The sequence below is a fragment of the Flavobacterium collinsii genome (genome assembly GCF_946903285.1).
GTDB classification, from domain to species: Bacteria; Bacteroidota; Bacteroidia; order Flavobacteriales; family Flavobacteriaceae; genus Flavobacterium; species Flavobacterium collinsii.
Map to the genome: position 1 here is coordinate 3520764 of NZ_OX336425.1, position 17990 is coordinate 3538753.

Annotated in this window: 8 protein-coding genes; 7 read left to right on the forward strand and 1 reads right to left on the reverse strand. The window is 37.6% G+C overall.

The window, feature by feature from the left end:
* Window positions 1-196: 196 nt before the first annotated feature.
* From OGZ34_RS14570 to OGZ34_RS14585, 4 genes are all read left to right on the forward strand, one after another.
* Window positions 197-9973 (forward strand): DUF7507 domain-containing protein, encoded by a 9777-nt coding sequence (locus tag OGZ34_RS14570; RefSeq protein ID WP_263360678.1) that lies wholly within the window; start codon window positions 197-199, stop codon window positions 9971-9973.
* 61 nt (window positions 9974-10034) lie between these two features.
* The gene (locus OGZ34_RS14575; RefSeq protein WP_173967790.1) at window positions 10035-10943 is read left to right on the forward strand and encodes a PorP/SprF family type IX secretion system membrane protein; all 909 of its coding nucleotides are present in this window, start codon (window positions 10035-10037) and stop codon (window positions 10941-10943) included.
* Window positions 10944-10953: 10 nt separating this feature from the next.
* Window positions 10954-12903 (forward strand): OmpA family protein, encoded by a 1950-nt coding sequence (locus OGZ34_RS14580; protein ID WP_263360679.1) that lies wholly within the window; start codon window positions 10954-10956, stop codon window positions 12901-12903.
* A 162-nt stretch (window positions 12904-13065) separates the two neighbouring features.
* Window positions 13066-13494: an MgtC/SapB family protein gene (locus OGZ34_RS14585; protein WP_263360680.1), complete on the forward strand. Its 429-nt coding sequence runs from the start codon at window positions 13066-13068 to the stop codon at window positions 13492-13494.
* An 18-nt stretch (window positions 13495-13512) separates the two neighbouring features.
* On the opposite strand, the gene OGZ34_RS14590 is transcribed toward OGZ34_RS14585, so the two are convergent.
* Window positions 13513-14028 (reverse strand): hypothetical protein, encoded by a 516-nt coding sequence (locus OGZ34_RS14590; RefSeq protein WP_263360681.1) that lies wholly within the window; start codon window positions 14026-14028, stop codon window positions 13513-13515.
* Window positions 14029-14238: 210 nt separating this feature from the next.
* Here OGZ34_RS14590 and OGZ34_RS14595 point away from each other — a divergent pair, with 210 nt between their 5' ends.
* The 3 genes from OGZ34_RS14595 to rpsA all read left to right on the forward strand — a co-directional run bounded on the left by OGZ34_RS14595 (window position 14239) and on the right by rpsA (window position 17876).
* Window positions 14239-14889 (forward strand): hypothetical protein, encoded by a 651-nt coding sequence (locus OGZ34_RS14595; RefSeq protein WP_263360682.1) that lies wholly within the window; start codon window positions 14239-14241, stop codon window positions 14887-14889.
* A 165-nt stretch (window positions 14890-15054) separates the two neighbouring features.
* Entirely contained in the window at window positions 15055-15933 is an 879-nt protein-coding gene (locus OGZ34_RS14600) for a hypothetical protein (protein ID WP_263360683.1), read from the forward strand.
* Window positions 15934-16097: 164 nt separating this feature from the next.
* The gene (rpsA, locus tag OGZ34_RS14605; protein WP_173967784.1) at window positions 16098-17876 is read left to right on the forward strand and encodes a 30S ribosomal protein S1; all 1779 of its coding nucleotides are present in this window, start codon (window positions 16098-16100) and stop codon (window positions 17874-17876) included.
* The last annotated feature ends 114 nt before the right edge of the window (window positions 17877-17990 follow it).

Sequence of the window (17990 nt, forward strand, 5' to 3'; positions counted from 1 at the left end):
GTTTCTTAATCTCTTTTATTTCGCTTGATTTTGATGCTTTTATCCGAAAAAGTAATCGTTTTTCATCCGATACATTTATTAAAAAACTTTTTTTTACTCTCATGCATTCGCTACGGAAGCAGGAATTAAAGTTGCACTCAGGTTGTTATCGGGAGATAAATACTACAAGCAGTTACTAATAATCAAAACTATTAAAATGTTGAATAAAATTACATTAAAATTAAGGCAATTACAGCTGACTTTTATACTGTGCCTCCTTTCTCTCTTCAGTGGATGGAATGTCTTTGCTGAAGGGTCTAAGGATTTATTCCCCAGTGGGGCAACGGGACATAGAATGATGTTGTCTAGTTCGGGTGTAGCACCTACTAGTACCGCAATTGCAAACAGAGGAAGAATGTTTGTTTATGCGAAAGCCAACGAAACGCTTTATTTAGGGTCTTCTGCTCAAGGTATTCGCGGAGGGACAATTCTTTTGACAAGTCCAACTGGTAATACTAGTTTTAGTAGCGGGAACTCTACTACAGTTGGGTTAATTGCCAATAGAACGCAAGAAATTAATGGTCCTGTAAATTTGACTACGGGTGGTTATACACCATATAGTTTTAAAGTACCGGCAGGAGAAACGGGAGTGTGGGTAGTAGAGTTTATATCACCTAATGATTCTTTAGATCCTTCTATTACTAGTTTTGCTGCTCATACTTTTACAGCTAGCGGAAACTGGACACAACCCAATAACAGTCCTTACGTCGTTGCTTGGGATATTACAGTAGCCAACGAAGGAGGAACTGGGCAAAAAGGACGTGTGTATACTAATGTTTTAACAGGATCTTTAGGTTCTGCATCAAATAGTTTCATGTCTATTGTTAATATTATTACAAATGATGGTTTTAGGTATACGGTTAAACCTAATGGAATGACGCCTTATTACTTTGCTTTTTTTTGTAACAATAAAGGGTTAAGATCGGGTGTTTCGGATGCTGCAGCACCGGTTTATATAAGTTCGCCGCTATCTAAAGTCCATAATTCTACAAGCAGCGCAACGGACTATTCTTTCCATGACCCTACAAAACTGGACGACTTAACTAATTTTACGCATAAGATTTTTTATAATACTCCGGATTCTTCTATGCCTAAGGATGCCAAGATCTATTATAACGGAATAGCAAGTATTACCTGGTTAAATAATCCAATTATAACCCAGACGATAAGTAATGTAAATTTAAGAGGAGTTGAAGGAAGTGCCTCAGGTATGGGAATTGCTCCATTAGGCGGGTATATAACTTTTGATGCTAATACAAATGCGAATTATACCATAGAAATTGATGTTAATAATAATAATTCTATGGCCGATTCTGTAGACAGAATCCTGCGCGGTACTGCCGTAGCAGGATCCAATTCTGTTTATTGGGATGGCAAGGACAATGATAAGAGATCTGTAGGGCATGATGCAAAGGTAAAAGTGGCTGTAATTTTATTTAACGGGGAAGTGCATTTTCCTTACATCGATGCCGAGAATAATTCACAAGGAATTATTATTGAGAGAGTTAACGGGCCCAACCCTAATAGTAAAGTTTATTGGAATGATTCAATTATAACTGTTGATAGCAATGATGTACCCCCTAGTCCGGTGGATGCTTCTTCGCGTACCTTAAATAACGATAGCTCAACGGGAGCGCATAGATGGTCTGGAGACTATGGTAATTTGGGTTTACTGGATACCTGGTCTTATGTGTATACAACACCACCTAGTCCAACGGAGTTTACAGTTAAGCAGAATGCTGCCGATTTGGCGGTAACAAGTATTAGCGATCTGGTTAGCGGTAATCTGGGATCAAATGTTACTTATACAGTCGTTGTACAGAATATTGGAGGACCAGATAATGTAACCGGAGCAAAATTCAAACTTTCAGACTTAGCTTCAGGGGCAAATTTGGCTGTACAATCTTCTACCTGGTCTTCTACTTTGGGAGGCGCAGTTACGACAGAAACTATTACTGGTGGCGTTCTTGATGCCACGGTTAACTTACCCAAAGATGCCACGATTACCTTCACGATTGTGGTAAAGGTATTAGCAGCCGAAGGAACTAATCCTACTATCAAAGCGACGATCATGCGTCCTGCAGATTTAACAGATCCGGACGCCACAGCAGATACACATATCGGTACACCTCCGGTAGATCCTGATGTAGAATGTGACGGAACGCCTAGCGGTGTGGGTTGTAATAACGTAAAAACAGATGCTTTAACGGTTATTTTTATAGCATCACCAAAAATTGAAGTAGCTAAAAAAGCCACTTATGTAGACGCTAATGCAGATGGAACCGTAAACGCAGGTGATAGAATTGACTATACTTTTACAGTTAGAAATACAGGAAACGTAACCCTTGCTCCGGTAACCATTAGTGATGCTAATGCAGTGGTAAGTGGAAGTTTAGCGAGTTTAGCTCCAGGAGCAACAGATTCGTCTAGTTTTACAGCCCTTCACACCATCACTTTAGCTGATATGAATAACGGACAGGTAGACAACGTAGCTACAGTAACAGGAACTCCTCCAACAGGATCACCGGTAACAGCTAAGTCAACCGATCCAAGTCCAATTTGTTCGACTTGTCCACCAAAAGATCCAGCTGCATGTCCAAGTTGTACAGTAGTTCCTTTAACGTCTTCACCAAAAGTAACGGTAAGCAAAAAAGGAGTTTATGTAGATGCTAATGCAGACGGTATTGTAAACGTTGGTGATAGAATTGATTATACTTTTACAGTTAAAAATACAGGAAACGTAACCCTTGCTCCGGTAACCATTAGTGATGCTAATGCAGTGGTAAGTGGAAGTTTAGCGAGTTTAGCTCCAGGAGCAACAGACTCGTCTAGTTTTACAGCCGTTCACACCATTACTTTGGCTGATATGAATAACGGACAGGTAGACAACGTAGCTACAGCTACAGGAACTCCTCCAACAGGATCTCCGGTAACAGCTAAATCAACCGATCCAAGTCCAATTTGTTCGACTTGTCCACCAAAAGATCCAGCTGCATGTCCAAGTTGTACAGTAGTTCCTTTAACGTCTTCACCAAAAGTAACGGTAAGCAAAAAAGGAGTTTATGTAGATGCTAATGCAGATGGTATTGTAAACGTTGGTGATAGAATTGACTATACTTTTACAGTTAGAAATACAGGAAACGTAACCCTTGCTCCGGTAACCATTAGTGATGCTAATGCAGTGGTAAGTGGAAGTTTAGCGAGTTTAGCTCCAGGAGCAACAGATTCGTCTAGTTTTACAGCCCTTCACACCATCACTTTGGCTGATATGAATAACGGACAGGTAGACAACGTAGCTACTGTAACAGGAACTCCTCCAACAGGATCACCGGTAACAGCTAAGTCAACCGATCCAAGTCCAATTTGTTCGACTTGTCCAAAAGATCCAGCTGCATGTCCAAGTTGTACAGTAGTTCCTTTAACGTCTTCACCAAAAGTAACGGTAAGCAAAAAAGGAGTTTATGTAGATGCTAATGCAGACGGTATTGTAAACGTTGGTGATAGAATTGATTATACTTTTACAGTTAAAAATACAGGAAACGTAACCCTTGCTCCGGTAACCATTAGTGATGCTAATGCAGTGGTAAGTGGAAGTTTAGCGAGTTTAGCTCCAGGAGCAACAGACTCGTCTAGTTTTACAGCCGTTCACACCATCACTTTAGCTGATATGAATAACGGACAGGTAGACAACGTAGCTACAGTAACAGGAACTCCTCCAACAGGATCTCCGGTAACAGCTAAGTCAACCGATCCAAGTCCAATTTGTTCGACTTGTCCACCAAAAGATCCAGCTGCATGTCCAAGTTGTACAGTAGTTCCTTTAACGTCTTCACCAAAAGTAACGGTAAGCAAAAAAGGAGTTTATGTAGATGCTAATGCAGACGGTATTGTAAACGCAGGTGATAGAATTGACTATACTTTTACAGTTAGAAATACAGGAAACGTAACCCTTGCTCCGGTAACCATTAGTGATGCTAATGCAGTGGTAAGTGGAAGTTTAGCGAGTTTAGCTCCAGGAGCAACAGACTCGTCTAGTTTTACAGCCGTTCACACCATCACTTTGGCTGATATGAATAACGGACAGGTAGACAACGTAGCTACAGTAACAGGAACTCCTCCAACAGGATCTCCGGTAACAGCTAAATCAACCGATCCAAGTCCAATTTGTTCGACTTGTCCACCAAAAGATCCAGCTGCATGTCCAAGTTGTACAGTAGTTCCTTTAACGTCTTCACCAAAAGTAACGGTAAGCAAAAAAGGAGTTTATGTAGATGCTAATGCAGATGGTATTGTAAACGTTGGTGATAGAATTGACTATACTTTTACAGTTAGAAATACAGGAAACGTAACCCTTGCTCCGGTAACCATTAGTGATGCTAATGCAGTGGTAAGTGGAAGTTTAGCGAGTTTAGCTCCAGGAGCAACAGATTCGTCTAGTTTTACAGCCGTTCACACCATCACTTTGGCTGATATGAATAACGGACAGGTAGACAACGTAGCTACAGTAACAGGAACTCCTCCAACAGGATCTCCGGTAACAGCTAAATCAACCGATCCAAGTCCAATTTGTTCGACTTGTCCACCAAAAGATCCAGCTGCATGTCCAAGTTGTACAGTAGTTCCTTTAACGTCTTCACCAAAAGTAACGGTAAGCAAAAAAGGAGTTTATGTAGATGCTAATGCAGACGGTATTGTAAACGTTGGTGATAGAATTGACTATACTTTTACAGTTAGAAATACAGGAAACGTAACCCTTGCTCCGGTAACCATTAGTGATGCTAATGCAGTGGTAAGTGGAAGTTTAGCGAGTTTAGCTCCAGGAGCAACAGATTCGTCTAGTTTTACAGCCGTTCACACCATTACTTTAGCTGATATGAATAACGGACAGGTAGACAACGTAGCTACAGCTACAGGAACTCCTCCAACAGGATCACCGGTAACAGCTAAGTCAACTGATCCAAGTCCAATTTGTTCGACTTGTCCACCAAAAGATCCAGCTGCATGTCCAAGTTGTACCGTAGTTCCTTTAACGTCTTCACCAAAAGTAACGGTAAGCAAAAAAGGAGTTTATGTAGATGCTAATGCAGACGGTATTGTAAACGTTGGTGATAGAATTGACTATACTTTTACAGTTAGAAATACAGGAAACGTAACCCTTGCTCCGGTAACCATTAGTGATGCTAATGCAGTGGTAAGTGGAAGTTTAGCGAGTTTAGCTCCAGGAGCAACAGATTCGTCTAGTTTTACAGCCGTTCACACCATTACTTTGGCTGATATGAATAACGGACAGGTAGACAACGTAGCTACTGTAACAGGAACTCCTCCAACAGGATCTCCGGTAACAGCTAAGTCAACCGATCCAAGTCCAATTTGTTCGACTTGTCCACCAAAAGATCCAGCTGCATGTCCAAGTTGTACAGTAGTTCCTTTAACGTCTTCACCAAAAGTAACGGTAAGCAAAAAAGGAGTTTATGTAGATGCTAATGCAGACGGTATTGTAAACGTTGGCGATAGAATTGACTATACTTTTACAGTTAGAAATACAGGAAACGTAACCCTTGCTCCGGTAACCATTAGTGATGCTAATGCAGTGGTAAGTGGAAGTTTAGCGAGTTTAGCTCCAGGAGCAACAGATTCGTCTAGTTTTACAGCCGTTCACACCATTACTTTGGCTGATATGAATAACGGACAGGTAGACAACGTAGCTACAGCTACAGGAACTCCTCCAACAGGATCACCGGTAACAGCTAAGTCAACTGATCCAAGTCCAATTTGTTCGACTTGTCCACCAAAAGATCCAGCTGCATGTCCAAGTTGTACAGTAGTTCCTTTAACGTCTTCACCAAAAGTAACGGTAAGCAAAAAAGGAGTTTATGTAGATGCTAATGCAGACGGTATTGTAAACGTTGGTGATAGAATTGACTATACTTTTACAGTTAGAAATACAGGAAACGTAACCCTTGCTCCGGTAACCATTAGTGATGCTAATGCAGTGGTAAGTGGAAGTTTAGCGAGTTTAGCTCCAGGAGCAACAGATTCGTCTAGTTTTACAGCCCTTCACACCATCACTTTGGCTGATATGAATAACGGACAGGTAGACAACGTAGCTACTGTAACAGGAACTCCTCCAACAGGATCACCGGTAACAGCTAAGTCAACCGATCCAAGTCCAATTTGTTCGACTTGTCCACCAAAAGATCCAGCTGCATGTCCAAGTTGTACAGTAGTTCCTTTAACGTCTTCACCAAAAGTAACGGTAAGCAAAAAAGGAGTTTATGTAGATGCTAATGCAGACGGTATTGTAAACGTTGGTGATAGAATTGATTATACTTTTACAGTTAAAAATACAGGAAACGTAACCCTTGCTCCGGTAACCATTAGTGATGCTAATGCAGTGGTAAGTGGAAGTTTAGCGAGTTTAGCTCCAGGAGCAACAGACTCGTCTAGTTTTACAGCCGTTCACACCATCACTTTAGCTGATATGAATAACGGACAGGTAGACAACGTAGCTACAGTAACAGGAACTCCTCCAACAGGATCTCCGGTAACAGCTAAGTCAACCGATCCAAGTCCAATTTGTTCGACTTGTCCACCAAAAGATCCAGCTGCATGTCCAAGTTGTACAGTAGTTCCTTTAACGTCTTCACCAAAAGTAACGGTAAGCAAAAAAGGAGTTTATGTAGATGCTAATGCAGACGGTATTGTAAACGCAGGTGATAGAATTGACTATACTTTTACAGTTAGAAATACAGGAAACGTAACCCTTGCTCCGGTAACCATTAGTGATGCTAATGCAGTGGTAAGTGGAAGTTTAGCGAGTTTAGCTCCAGGAGCAACAGACTCGTCTAGTTTTACAGCCGTTCACACCATCACTTTGGCTGATATGAATAACGGACAGGTAGACAACGTAGCTACAGTAACAGGAACTCCTCCAACAGGATCACCGGTAACAGCTAAGTCAACCGATCCAAGTCCAATTTGTTCGACTTGTCCACCAAAAGATCCAGCTGCATGTCCAAGTTGTACAGTAGTTCCTTTAACGTCTTCACCAAAAGTAACGGTAAGCAAAAAAGGAGTTTATGTAGATGCTAATGCAGACGGTATTGTAAACGCAGGTGATAGAATTGACTATACTTTTACAGTTAGAAATACAGGAAACGTAACCCTTGCTCCGGTAACCATTAGTGATGCTAATGCAGTGGTAAGTGGAAGTTTAGCGAGTTTAGCTCCAGGAGCAACAGATTCGTCTAGTTTTACAGCCGTTCACACCATTACTTTAGCTGATATGAATAACGGACAGGTAGACAACGTAGCTACAGTAACAGGAACTCCTCCAACAGGATCTCCGGTAACAGCTAAATCAACCGATCCAAGTCCAATTTGTTCGACTTGTAGACCAATAGATCCTACTTGTTCAACGTGTACAGTAGTAAGTTTTATTGATGCGATAGATGAGATTCCATTAGTAGTTAATGGATTGAACGGAGGTACCACTGTTTCTGTATTGTTGAATGACAAATTACATGGTACGCCTATAGTTGCTTCAGAAGTGAATTTAAGTGGTGTTTATTTACCAACAGGAATGACATTAAATACTGATGGGACTATTAAGGTTAATACTGGTACTGCACCAGGGGTTTATACTGTAATTTATAGTATATGTTCAAAAGCAATGGCAGCAGCCGGTACACCAATGTGTGATCAGGCTGAAGCTAAAATTACAGTAACGGCAACAGTTGAACCAATATTCGAAAATGGAACTATTGCTTCAACAGGAGGAACTGTTTTCACAAACATTGCAAGTAACGATAAAGTAAATGGAGTTCCGGCAGTATTAGGAACAACAGGAAATGCTACAGTTGCGGTATCAGGAACATGGCCAACAGGAATTACTTTAGATCCGTTAACCGGAAAAGTAAGTGTTGCGGCAGGAACCACGCCGGGAACTTATAATGTAGTTTATCAGTTGTGCGACAAATTAACTCCGGCAACTTGTGCGACGGTTTCAGATGAAATTAAAGTAACTCCAGTTGTAGAGCCAATATTCGAAAATGGAACTATTGCTTCAACAGGAGGAACTGTTTTCACAAACATTGCAAGCAACGATAAAGTAAATGGAGTTCCGGCAGTCTTAGGAACAACAGGAAATGCTACAGTAGCAGCGTCAGGAACATGGCCAACAGGAATTATTTTAGATCCGTTAACCGGAAAAGTAAGTGTTGCGGCAGGAACCACGCCGGGAACTTATAATGTAGTTTATCAGTTGTGCGACAAATTAACTCCGGCAACTTGTGCGACGGTTTCAGATGAAATTAAAGTAACTCCAGTTGTAGAGCCAATATTCGAAAATGGAACTATTGCTTCAACAGGAGGAACTGTTTTCACAAACATTGCAAGCAACGATAAAGTAAATGGAGTTCCGGCAGTCTTAGGAACAACAGGAAATGCTACAGTAGCAGCGTCAGGAACATGGCCAACAGGAATTATTTTAGATCCGTTAACCGGAAAAGTAAGTGTTGCGGCAGGAACCACGCCGGGAACTTATAATGTAGTTTATCAGTTGTGCGACAAATTAACTCCGGCAACTTGTGCGACGGTTTCAGATGAAATTAAAGTAACTCCAGTTGTAGAGCCAATATTCGAAAATGGAACTATTGCTTCAACAGGAGGAACTGTTTTCACAAACATTGCAAGCAACGATAAAGTAAATGGAGTTCCGGCAGTCTTAGGAACAACAGGAAATGCTACAGTAGCAGCGTCAGGAACATGGCCAACAGGAATTACTTTAGATCCGTTAACCGGAAAAGTAAGTGTTGCGGCAGGAACCACACCGGGAACTTATAATGTAGTTTATGAGTTATGTGACAAACTAACTCCGGCAACTTGTGCGACGGTTTCAGAAGAAATCAAAGTAACGGTAATTGCAGGGACATCAATAATTGCAAATGACGATAACATTCCAAACGTAAATGGAATAACAGGTACACCAAATGCAGGGAATGTACTAGTTGGTAATCCAAATTCGGATACTTTGAATGGCATTCCAGTTGTTATTAGCCTAGTTGATTTAAAAGTGACAACACCGGCTGTTCCAAAAACATCAGGAGCAGCAGTTCCGGTAATTGACACTACAACAGGAACAATAAGTGTTCCGGCTAATACACCGGGAGGTACCTATACATTAACGTACAGTATTTGCGAAAAATCAAATCTTTCGAATTGTGATGCTGCAACGGTAACCCTATTTGTATCAAGACCAAGTATTGCTTTAGTGAAAACGGCACATTTCAATGATGAAGATGGTGACAGTAATGCAAAAGTAGGGGAAACCATTACGTATAATTTCACAGTAACCAATACAGGAAATGTAGCGTTGACTAATGTTTATATAGTAGATCCGTTAACTGGAATTACCATGACCGGAGGCCCAATCAATTTAGCGGTAGAAGAAGAGGATAGTACTTCTTTTACAGGAACTTATTCGATCGTACAAGCTGATATTAATTCGGGAAGTATATCGAATCAAGCCGAAGTTTTTGGAACAAGTCCTGATCATATTGAGGTAAAAGACAAATCAGATTCTAATGACGTTGATGGTGAAAAACCAACTGTTTTATCGCTACAAGGTTGTGTAATTAAAGTATTCAACGCAGTTTCTATAAATGGAGATGGCAAGAACGATAGATTCTACATCCAAGGTTTAGAATGTTATCCTGACAATACGGTTCAAATTTTTAACCGTTGGGGAGTTTTGGTTTTTGATCGCGATCATTACAACAATAATGACATTGTCTTTAGAGGTATTTCTGAAGGACGCGTTACGGTCAAAGATTCAGATGGATTGCCGGAAGGAACGTATTATTATATCATTAAATATAAAGACAGCCAATCTAATCCACATCAGGAGGCTGGGTATTTGTACCTGACCAAATAATATTCTGTACTAATAAAATGGCTTAGTCAAAAGGCTAAGCCATTATTTAAAAATAAAATAAATGAGAAAATTAGTTTTAGTTTTATTGTTTTGTTCTACTGCAGGTTTTGCTCAGCAAGATGCGCAGTTTACACAATACATGTATAATACCATTAATATAAATCCAGCTTATGCCGGTTCCCGGGGAGTGATGAGTATTTTCGGATTGTATCGTACCCAGTGGGTTGGGCTTGATGGTGCACCGGAAACCAGTAGTTTTTCATTAAATACACCAATAAACAGTAATGTAGGTTTGGGAGTATCATTGGTCAATGATAAAATCGGACCAACGAATGAAAACAACATATCAGCTGATTTCTCTTACTCAATACCAACATCAGCAACCGCGAAACTTTCTTTTGGTATTAAAGGTTCGGCCAATATATTCAAACTGGATCCTACAAAGTTAAGCCCGGAACATCAGGGAGATACCCAATTTCAGGATTTTCAGAATAAATTTTCTCCCAATATTGGAGCAGGGGTTTACTGGCATACCGATAAAGCTTATGTGGGATTATCTGTCCCTAATTTTATTCAAACCACCCGCTATGACGATAACGATTATTCAATTTACAAAGACCGTATCAACTATTATTTCATAGCAGGTTATGTATTTAATCTGAATAGTTATGAAACCATAAAATTCAAACCGGCCTTAATGACTAAAATGGTAGAAGGCTCACCATTACAGGTAGATGCTTCGGCCAATTTTATGTTTAATGATAAATTTGTTATTGGGGTTGCTTACAGATGGAGTGCGTCAATTAGTGCCTTGGCTGGATTTCAGATAACCGACAGTATGTATTTAGGTTATGCTTACGATCGTGAAACCACTCGATTAGTAAACTACAACTCAGGATCGCACGAGATATTTTTGCGTTTTGAGTTCTTAAACAACTACAGCCGAATTACTTCACCAAGATTCTTCTAATACTTCAATTATGAAAATTAAAAATTTAGTTTATAACATTTTTTTAGTGCTATTTGTTTGCAAGGGGATTGCACAGACAGGCAGTGTTGCCAGTGCTGATAAAAAGTACGATAAATATGCTTATATCGATGCGATTGCTGCTTACGAAAAGGTAGCAGAAAAAGGATATAGAGAGGAGAAAATGTTCCAACGACTGGGTAATGCCTATTATTTTAATGGCGAGCTGGTGAAGGCATTAAAATGGTACAAAGCTCTTTTTGGAATGAATGATCAACAGGAATTTGAGTATTATTACCGATATGCCCAAACATTAAAAGCAACAGGAAATTATACCAAAGCCGATAAAATATTAGAGCTTTTCAATCAAAAAGCAAGTACTGATAAAAGAGGATTGTTATTTGAAAAGAATAAAAATTATTTGGAGCAGATAAAAAACAATTCAGGTCGATTTAAAATAGCCGATGCCGGAATTAATTCAAAGTACTCAGATTATGGAAGTTCTTTTTTAGATAACAAATTGGTATTTGCGTCTGCCAGAGATACGGGAGGAGTTGCCAAAGTAAAATTCAAATGGACCAATAAATCGTTTACAAATCTTTATTCGGCAGAATTAAACGCCGATGGTAGTGTTGGAATTCCGAAGCGTTTTGAAAATAAGATCAATTCAAAATTTAATGAATCGACTCCCGTTTTTACAAAAGACGGATTAACGATGTATTTTACCAGAAACAATTTTCTAAACGGTACAAAAGGGACAGACGACAAGAAAGTCACTTTGTTGAAATTGTATAAGGCAACTTACATAGAAGGTAAATGGACGAATATCGTTGAATTGCCTTTTAACAGCGATCAATACAGTGTGGCACATCCCACATTAAGTATAGATGAAAAAAAGTTATACTTTGCTTCAGACATGCCGGGTACTTTTGGACAATCAGATTTGTATAGTGTGACTATTAATACTGATGGCAGTTTTAGTAAACCTGAAAATCTCGGAGCCGCAATTAATACAGAAGGAAGAGAAACTTTTCCTTTTATATCAGGAGATAATGAATTGTATTTTGCCAGCGATGGACGACCAGGATTAGGAGGACTTGATGTATTTGTTTCGACTATTAAAAAGGATTTGACGTTTAGTGAAGTTCAGAATGTTGGAGCTCCTATTAATACAAAACTGGATGATTTTGGTTTTATATTAGACAGTAAAAGCAGAACCGGTTTTTTCTCATCCAATAGAGATGGAGGACATGGCTACGATGACGTTTACCGTTTTTCGGAAACCAGAAAATTGCCTTGTGAGGAGATTTTATCAGGAATTGTTATAGATGCCGAAACAAATTTGGTATTAGAGAACGCGAAAGTAAATTTACTTGACAATCAGCTTCAGATAATAGGTGAGGTAATAACCAAAGCCGATGGGAAGTATAGTTTTAAAGTAAATTGTAATAAAGAATACTTTGTTCGCGCTGCAAGACAAGATTATGATACTAATGAATTGCCTAAAGCGATCGATAAAACAAGTTTGACATTACCTTTGAAAAGAACGCCTCAAAAAGTGGTCGAAAAAACGATTGAAAAATTGATTGTTGGTGATGATTTGGCTAAAATTTTACACATAAAAATGATTTACTTCGATTTAGGTAAATCTATTGTTCGAAAAGAGGCTGCCATTGAGTTAGAAAAAATCCGTCAGGTGATGATTCAAAATCCAAGCATGAAAATTGATGTTCGCTCGCACACAGACAGCAGACAAACACATGCGTACAATGAAAAACTATCCGACAGAAGGGCTAAAGCAACAGTGGCATGGCTTGTTAAAAAAGGAATAGCTGTTGATCGTATAACCGGAAAAGGATACGGAGAAACACAATTACTGAATAAATGTGCTGATGGTGTAAAATGTACTACAGAAGAACATCAGGCAAATCGAAGAAGTGAGTTCATTATTGTTTCGATGTAATAAAGAGTTAGCTTTTTTAATAAAGTTGAGTTAATTAAATTGTTATGAAAAGCTGCAGGGTAATCTTGCAGCTTTTTTGTTTTCTGTTTTAAACTTCTAGGGTTAAAGAAAAAATAGTTTGTAATTAACGATAGAAAAAAGTATTTTTAAGCTATAAAAAGAATGATTTTGAGCACGACAGAATTTTTAACCCGACTTATAATTGCACTTTTTGCAGGATTGATCATTGGTTTTGAAAGACAGTGGCACCACAAAGAAACTGGTTTAAAAACCAATATGCTGGTCGCAACTGGCGCAGCGACATTTGTTTTGTTATCGATTAAAGTGGCAGCAGCAGCACCTAATATAGATGTAACCCGTATTACGGCTCAAGTGGTTATGGGAGTTGGTTTTTTGGGTGCCGGAGTTATTTTTAGAGAAGGCCCCAATGTACACGGTCTGAATTCAGCGGCCACGATATGGTGTAGCGCGGCTATTGGCTGTATTGCTGCGTCGGGCTTTTTTGTTGAAGCACTGATTTGTACCTCTCTCGTTACAATCGTTAACACAGTTCTTGAACCAATTGAAAAATGGTTGCGAAATAGAAAATAAAAGCCTGTTTTTAAAAAATTAGGGCAACGAAGCGATCAAATATTCGACCTCTTTTTTTTGTTCTGCATATTTCTGTTGAAGTTCTGAGCCTTCACCCATTCGATTGTAATACTCCAGGCCTTTTTGAGCGAAGAATTTTTTGTGGAAATTTGATATTTCAGGAACCTGAGGGAATAAAACACGAAAATTCATTTCATAGTAAGCCTGCCATTCTCTTTCATTTTTATCTAGTACGTAAGGTTTTATTGTTTTTTGACTTACATGAACCATCTCATGCACCATTAGAGTAAGCATTAGTTCCAGTGGGAACTCAAAAGTATTTTCTGGAATTCTTATAATTTGAGGTTTTCCAAAGTCTCCTTCAGTTGTCATCAGAATAAAATCGGGTTTAGCTTTTTCCCTAAACTCAAAGCCTTTAAGATTACTGTTTTTAAGCTTATACTTTTTTAAGAGCCAGTAAACAGCCGTAATTACCTGCCCATTTTGCTGAAAAGTATCAATTCTTTGTTTTATTTCTTCAAAAAGTACATCCATTACACAAAAATACAGAAAAAAGTAAAACGTGACATCCGTTTAATGAGGTACTCTTTTATGTTTTTTGGGTACTTTTTTGATCTTGTTTTTACCAGTTATGCACAATATCATACCAGTTATTACTTCATTCGTACTAGTTATGCATTTTGGATAATTAACGGATAATGAGTGCAGTAATTTTGTCTCTGAATTTAATAATTAGATTAAAAGATGAGAAAGATAATTTTGTATGCTATACTGTTGACTCCTCTTTTTGTATTGTGTCAGACAGATGTTCAGAAACAATTGTCAGATGTATCGTCACGTTTAGATGTAATTTGTAAAAATGAAGAAATAATGATTCCAAGAGTAACATTAAAAAGCAGGTTTGATAAGTCAACAGTTGTAGATGCGGATACCAAATTTATTTTGGTTTTTAATACAGCAAATTGTGCCAATATTTTATCCGGTTATTACTATTGGTATGATAGTAAATGGAACAATCTAAGAAATTTGATAGAACAAAAAGGTGTTCCAAAGGACAATGGGAAGACGGGAGACATTTTCATAGATTTTTCTACGAGGGACGTTTATTTTTTTAATGGAACGCTATGGCTTTCGATGTCAACGCATAATGAAGCCTTTAAGGAGGTAGTATTTGAAGATAAGAGTGGTGTTTTAAGGTATAAGGATAATACAGGAGAGGATATTGTAATTAATCTTTCAGAGATAATCCCTAACTTCAATAAACCAAAAACTATTTCACTGAACGCAGCGAAGAAAACCCTTAATTATATCGACGAAAACGGGGGATTAACAATCATAAAACTGGATGTCTTGCTGACGAAAAGCAAAAAGGTAAATCTAACCTCGGCTTTCTAACTTAAAACGGATTTGCAAGAATCTAAAAATGATAAGATCAGATCATACAGATTTCAAAAACCTGCCAATTTTATTAATAGAAACTAGTTTTATAAGGTTTTAGAGCCTTATAAGAAGATTTGAATAACAATAAAACTAGTAAACACTTTAAAATTTTAAACATATATGGAGAAATATTACAAACCATCAGGTAAATTTTCGTTAATTTTTATTTTGTACTTCTTATTGATTAGCATTACAGCTTTTCCAATTTTGGCATTAATATATGCTTACTGTATATGGTATATTCCTTTTGTCTATATAAGATTTTTTATTACAATAGGTTTTGGTCTTCTTGTTGGAGTTGTAATTCTTCAATTTGTTATAAAAAAAGGAAAAGTTAGAAATCCTCTTCTAGGATTTACTATTGGATTTGTTGGTGCTTTTTTAGCATTGTATTTTCATTGGACAATCTGGATCGATTTGGTCATTAAAGCTGGAGAAAGCCAAGATTCTAATAATGTTGGTATTTTAGTAAGTAATATTGATTTTCGACAAGTATTTTCATTAATTTTTCGACCGGATTTAGTTTTTGAATACATCAGTCAGATAAATGAATATGGTATGTGGAGCATTAAAGGAGCAATGGTTAATGGTACATTTCTTTGGGTTATTTGGTTAATAGAAATTAGTATTGTAGTTGCTATTTCGGGTATTCTACCTTATTTAGAAACAAAGAAACCTTTTTCGGAGTCTACTAATTCGTGGTATGAGGAAGTTGTATTGCCTGCCTTGGGACATATAGAAAACAAACAGCAAATGATAGTAGATATTTCACAAAGCAATTTTGCTAATTTTGATTTTTTAATTAAAAACATTAGTAACAAAAAAGATAGTCACAGTATATTTACACTCTATAAATCTAAATCTGGAAAAAACTATTTATCAATAGAGAACAAGACATTAAAGATAGGTAATAAAGGTAAGATTAGATTCGATACTGATCAAGTTGTAGAGTATATTGCTATTAGTAGTGAATTTTCAAAAATATTAGTAGATAAATAATAAGTGACTTATCTGTTTGTAATTACAAAAAAATATAGTAATTTTGCAGACCTTTTGGCAGAGAAGAGTTTCCATTAGGTATCAACCATTTATGTAAAACAACTTCTGTATTTTCTATCGCATAGAGAAACTCGAGAAAAACAGAATACAAATTTTTTATCAGCATGTCTGAACAATTAAAATCACAAGAAGAGTTTTTAGCAAATTTTAACTGGCATAACTTCCAAGAAGGAATTGATGCAGTAGATGAGAAAAACTTACAAGAGTTTGAAGAACTAGTATCAAAAACTTTCATCGCTACAGATCAAGAAGAAGTAGTTGAAGGAGTTGTTGTTAGAATTACAGATAGAGACGTTATCGTTGATATCAATGCTAAATCTGAAGGTGTTATTTCTTTAAACGAATTCCGTTACAACCCAAACTTAAAAGTAGGTGACAAAGTAGAAGTATTAATCGACATCCGTGAGGACAAAACAGGTCAATTAGTATTATCTCACAGAAAAGCACGTACTATCAAATCTTGGGATAGAGTTATTGCAGCTAATGAAACTGGAGAAATCGTTAACGGTTTTGTTAAATGTAGAACTAAAGGAGGTATGATCGTTGACGTATTCGGTATCGAGGCGTTCTTACCAGGATCTCAAATTGACGTTAAGCCAATTAGAGACTACGATGTATATGTAAACAAAATGATGGAATTCAAAGTGGTAAAAATTAACCACGAATTCAAAAACGTTGTTGTATCTCACAAAGCTCTTATCGAGGCTGATATTGAAGTACAGAAAAAAGAAATCATCGGTCAATTACAAAAAGGACAAGTATTAGAAGGTGTTGTTAAAAACATTACTTCTTATGGTGTGTTCATTGACTTAGGTGGTGTTGACGGATTAATTCACATTACTGACCTTTCTTGGAGTAGAATCAACCACCCAAGTGAAGTTCTTGAATTAGACCAAAAATTAAACGTTGTAATCCTTGATTTCGATGATGAGAAAACAAGAATTCAATTAGGATTGAAACAATTAAACGCTCACCCATGGGATGCTTTAGATGCTAATTTAACTATTGGTGATAAAGTAAAAGGTAAAGTAGTTGTAATCGCTGATTACGGTGCATTTATCGAAGTTGCAGAAGGTGTTGAAGGTTTAATCCACGTTTCTGAAATGTCATGGTCAACTCACTTACGTTCTGCTCAGGACTTCGTGAAAGTTGGAGATGTTGTTGAAGCTGTTATCTTAACTTTAGATAGAGATGACCGTAAAATGTCATTAGGTATCAAACAATTGACTCAAGATCCATGGACTGATATTACTTCTAAATACCCAGTAGGTTCTAAACATACAGGTATCGTTAGAAACTTTACAAACTTTGGTATTTTCGTAGAATTAGAAGAAGGAATCGATGGATTAATTTACATCTCTGACCTTTCTTGGACTAAGAAAATCAAACACCCATCTGAATTTGTAAATGTTGGTGAGAAACTTGATGTAGTTGTATTAGAATTAGATGTTGAAGGACGTAAATTATCTTTAGGTCACAAACAAACTACTGCTAATCCTTGGGATCAATACGAAGATTCTTTCGCTGTAGGAACTATCCACAATGGTGAAATTTCTGAAATCGTTGACAAAGGAGCTACTGTAGAATTCGGAGATGATATCGTTGCTTTCATTCCAACTCGTCACCTTGAAAAAGAAGACGGAAAGAAATTGAAAAAAGGTGATACTGCTGATTTCAAAGTAATCGAATTCAACAAAGAATTCAAAAGAGTAGTTGCTTCTCACACTGCTATCTTCCGTGAAGAAGAAGAGAAAAACGTGAAAGCTGCAACTGAAAATACTTCATCTACATCTACTACAAATGCACCAGCTGCAACTTTAGGAGATAACAATGATGTATTAGCTGCATTAAAAGCTAAAATGGAAAAAACTGAGAAAAAATAATTCTTAGTTTCCTCTAAATAGAAAGTCCCACAGCAATGTGGGACTTTTTTTGTTTTACTTTTTTAAATTTTAACAGAAAAAGTTGTGTTATTGTGTTAAAGGGTTATTTTTGTG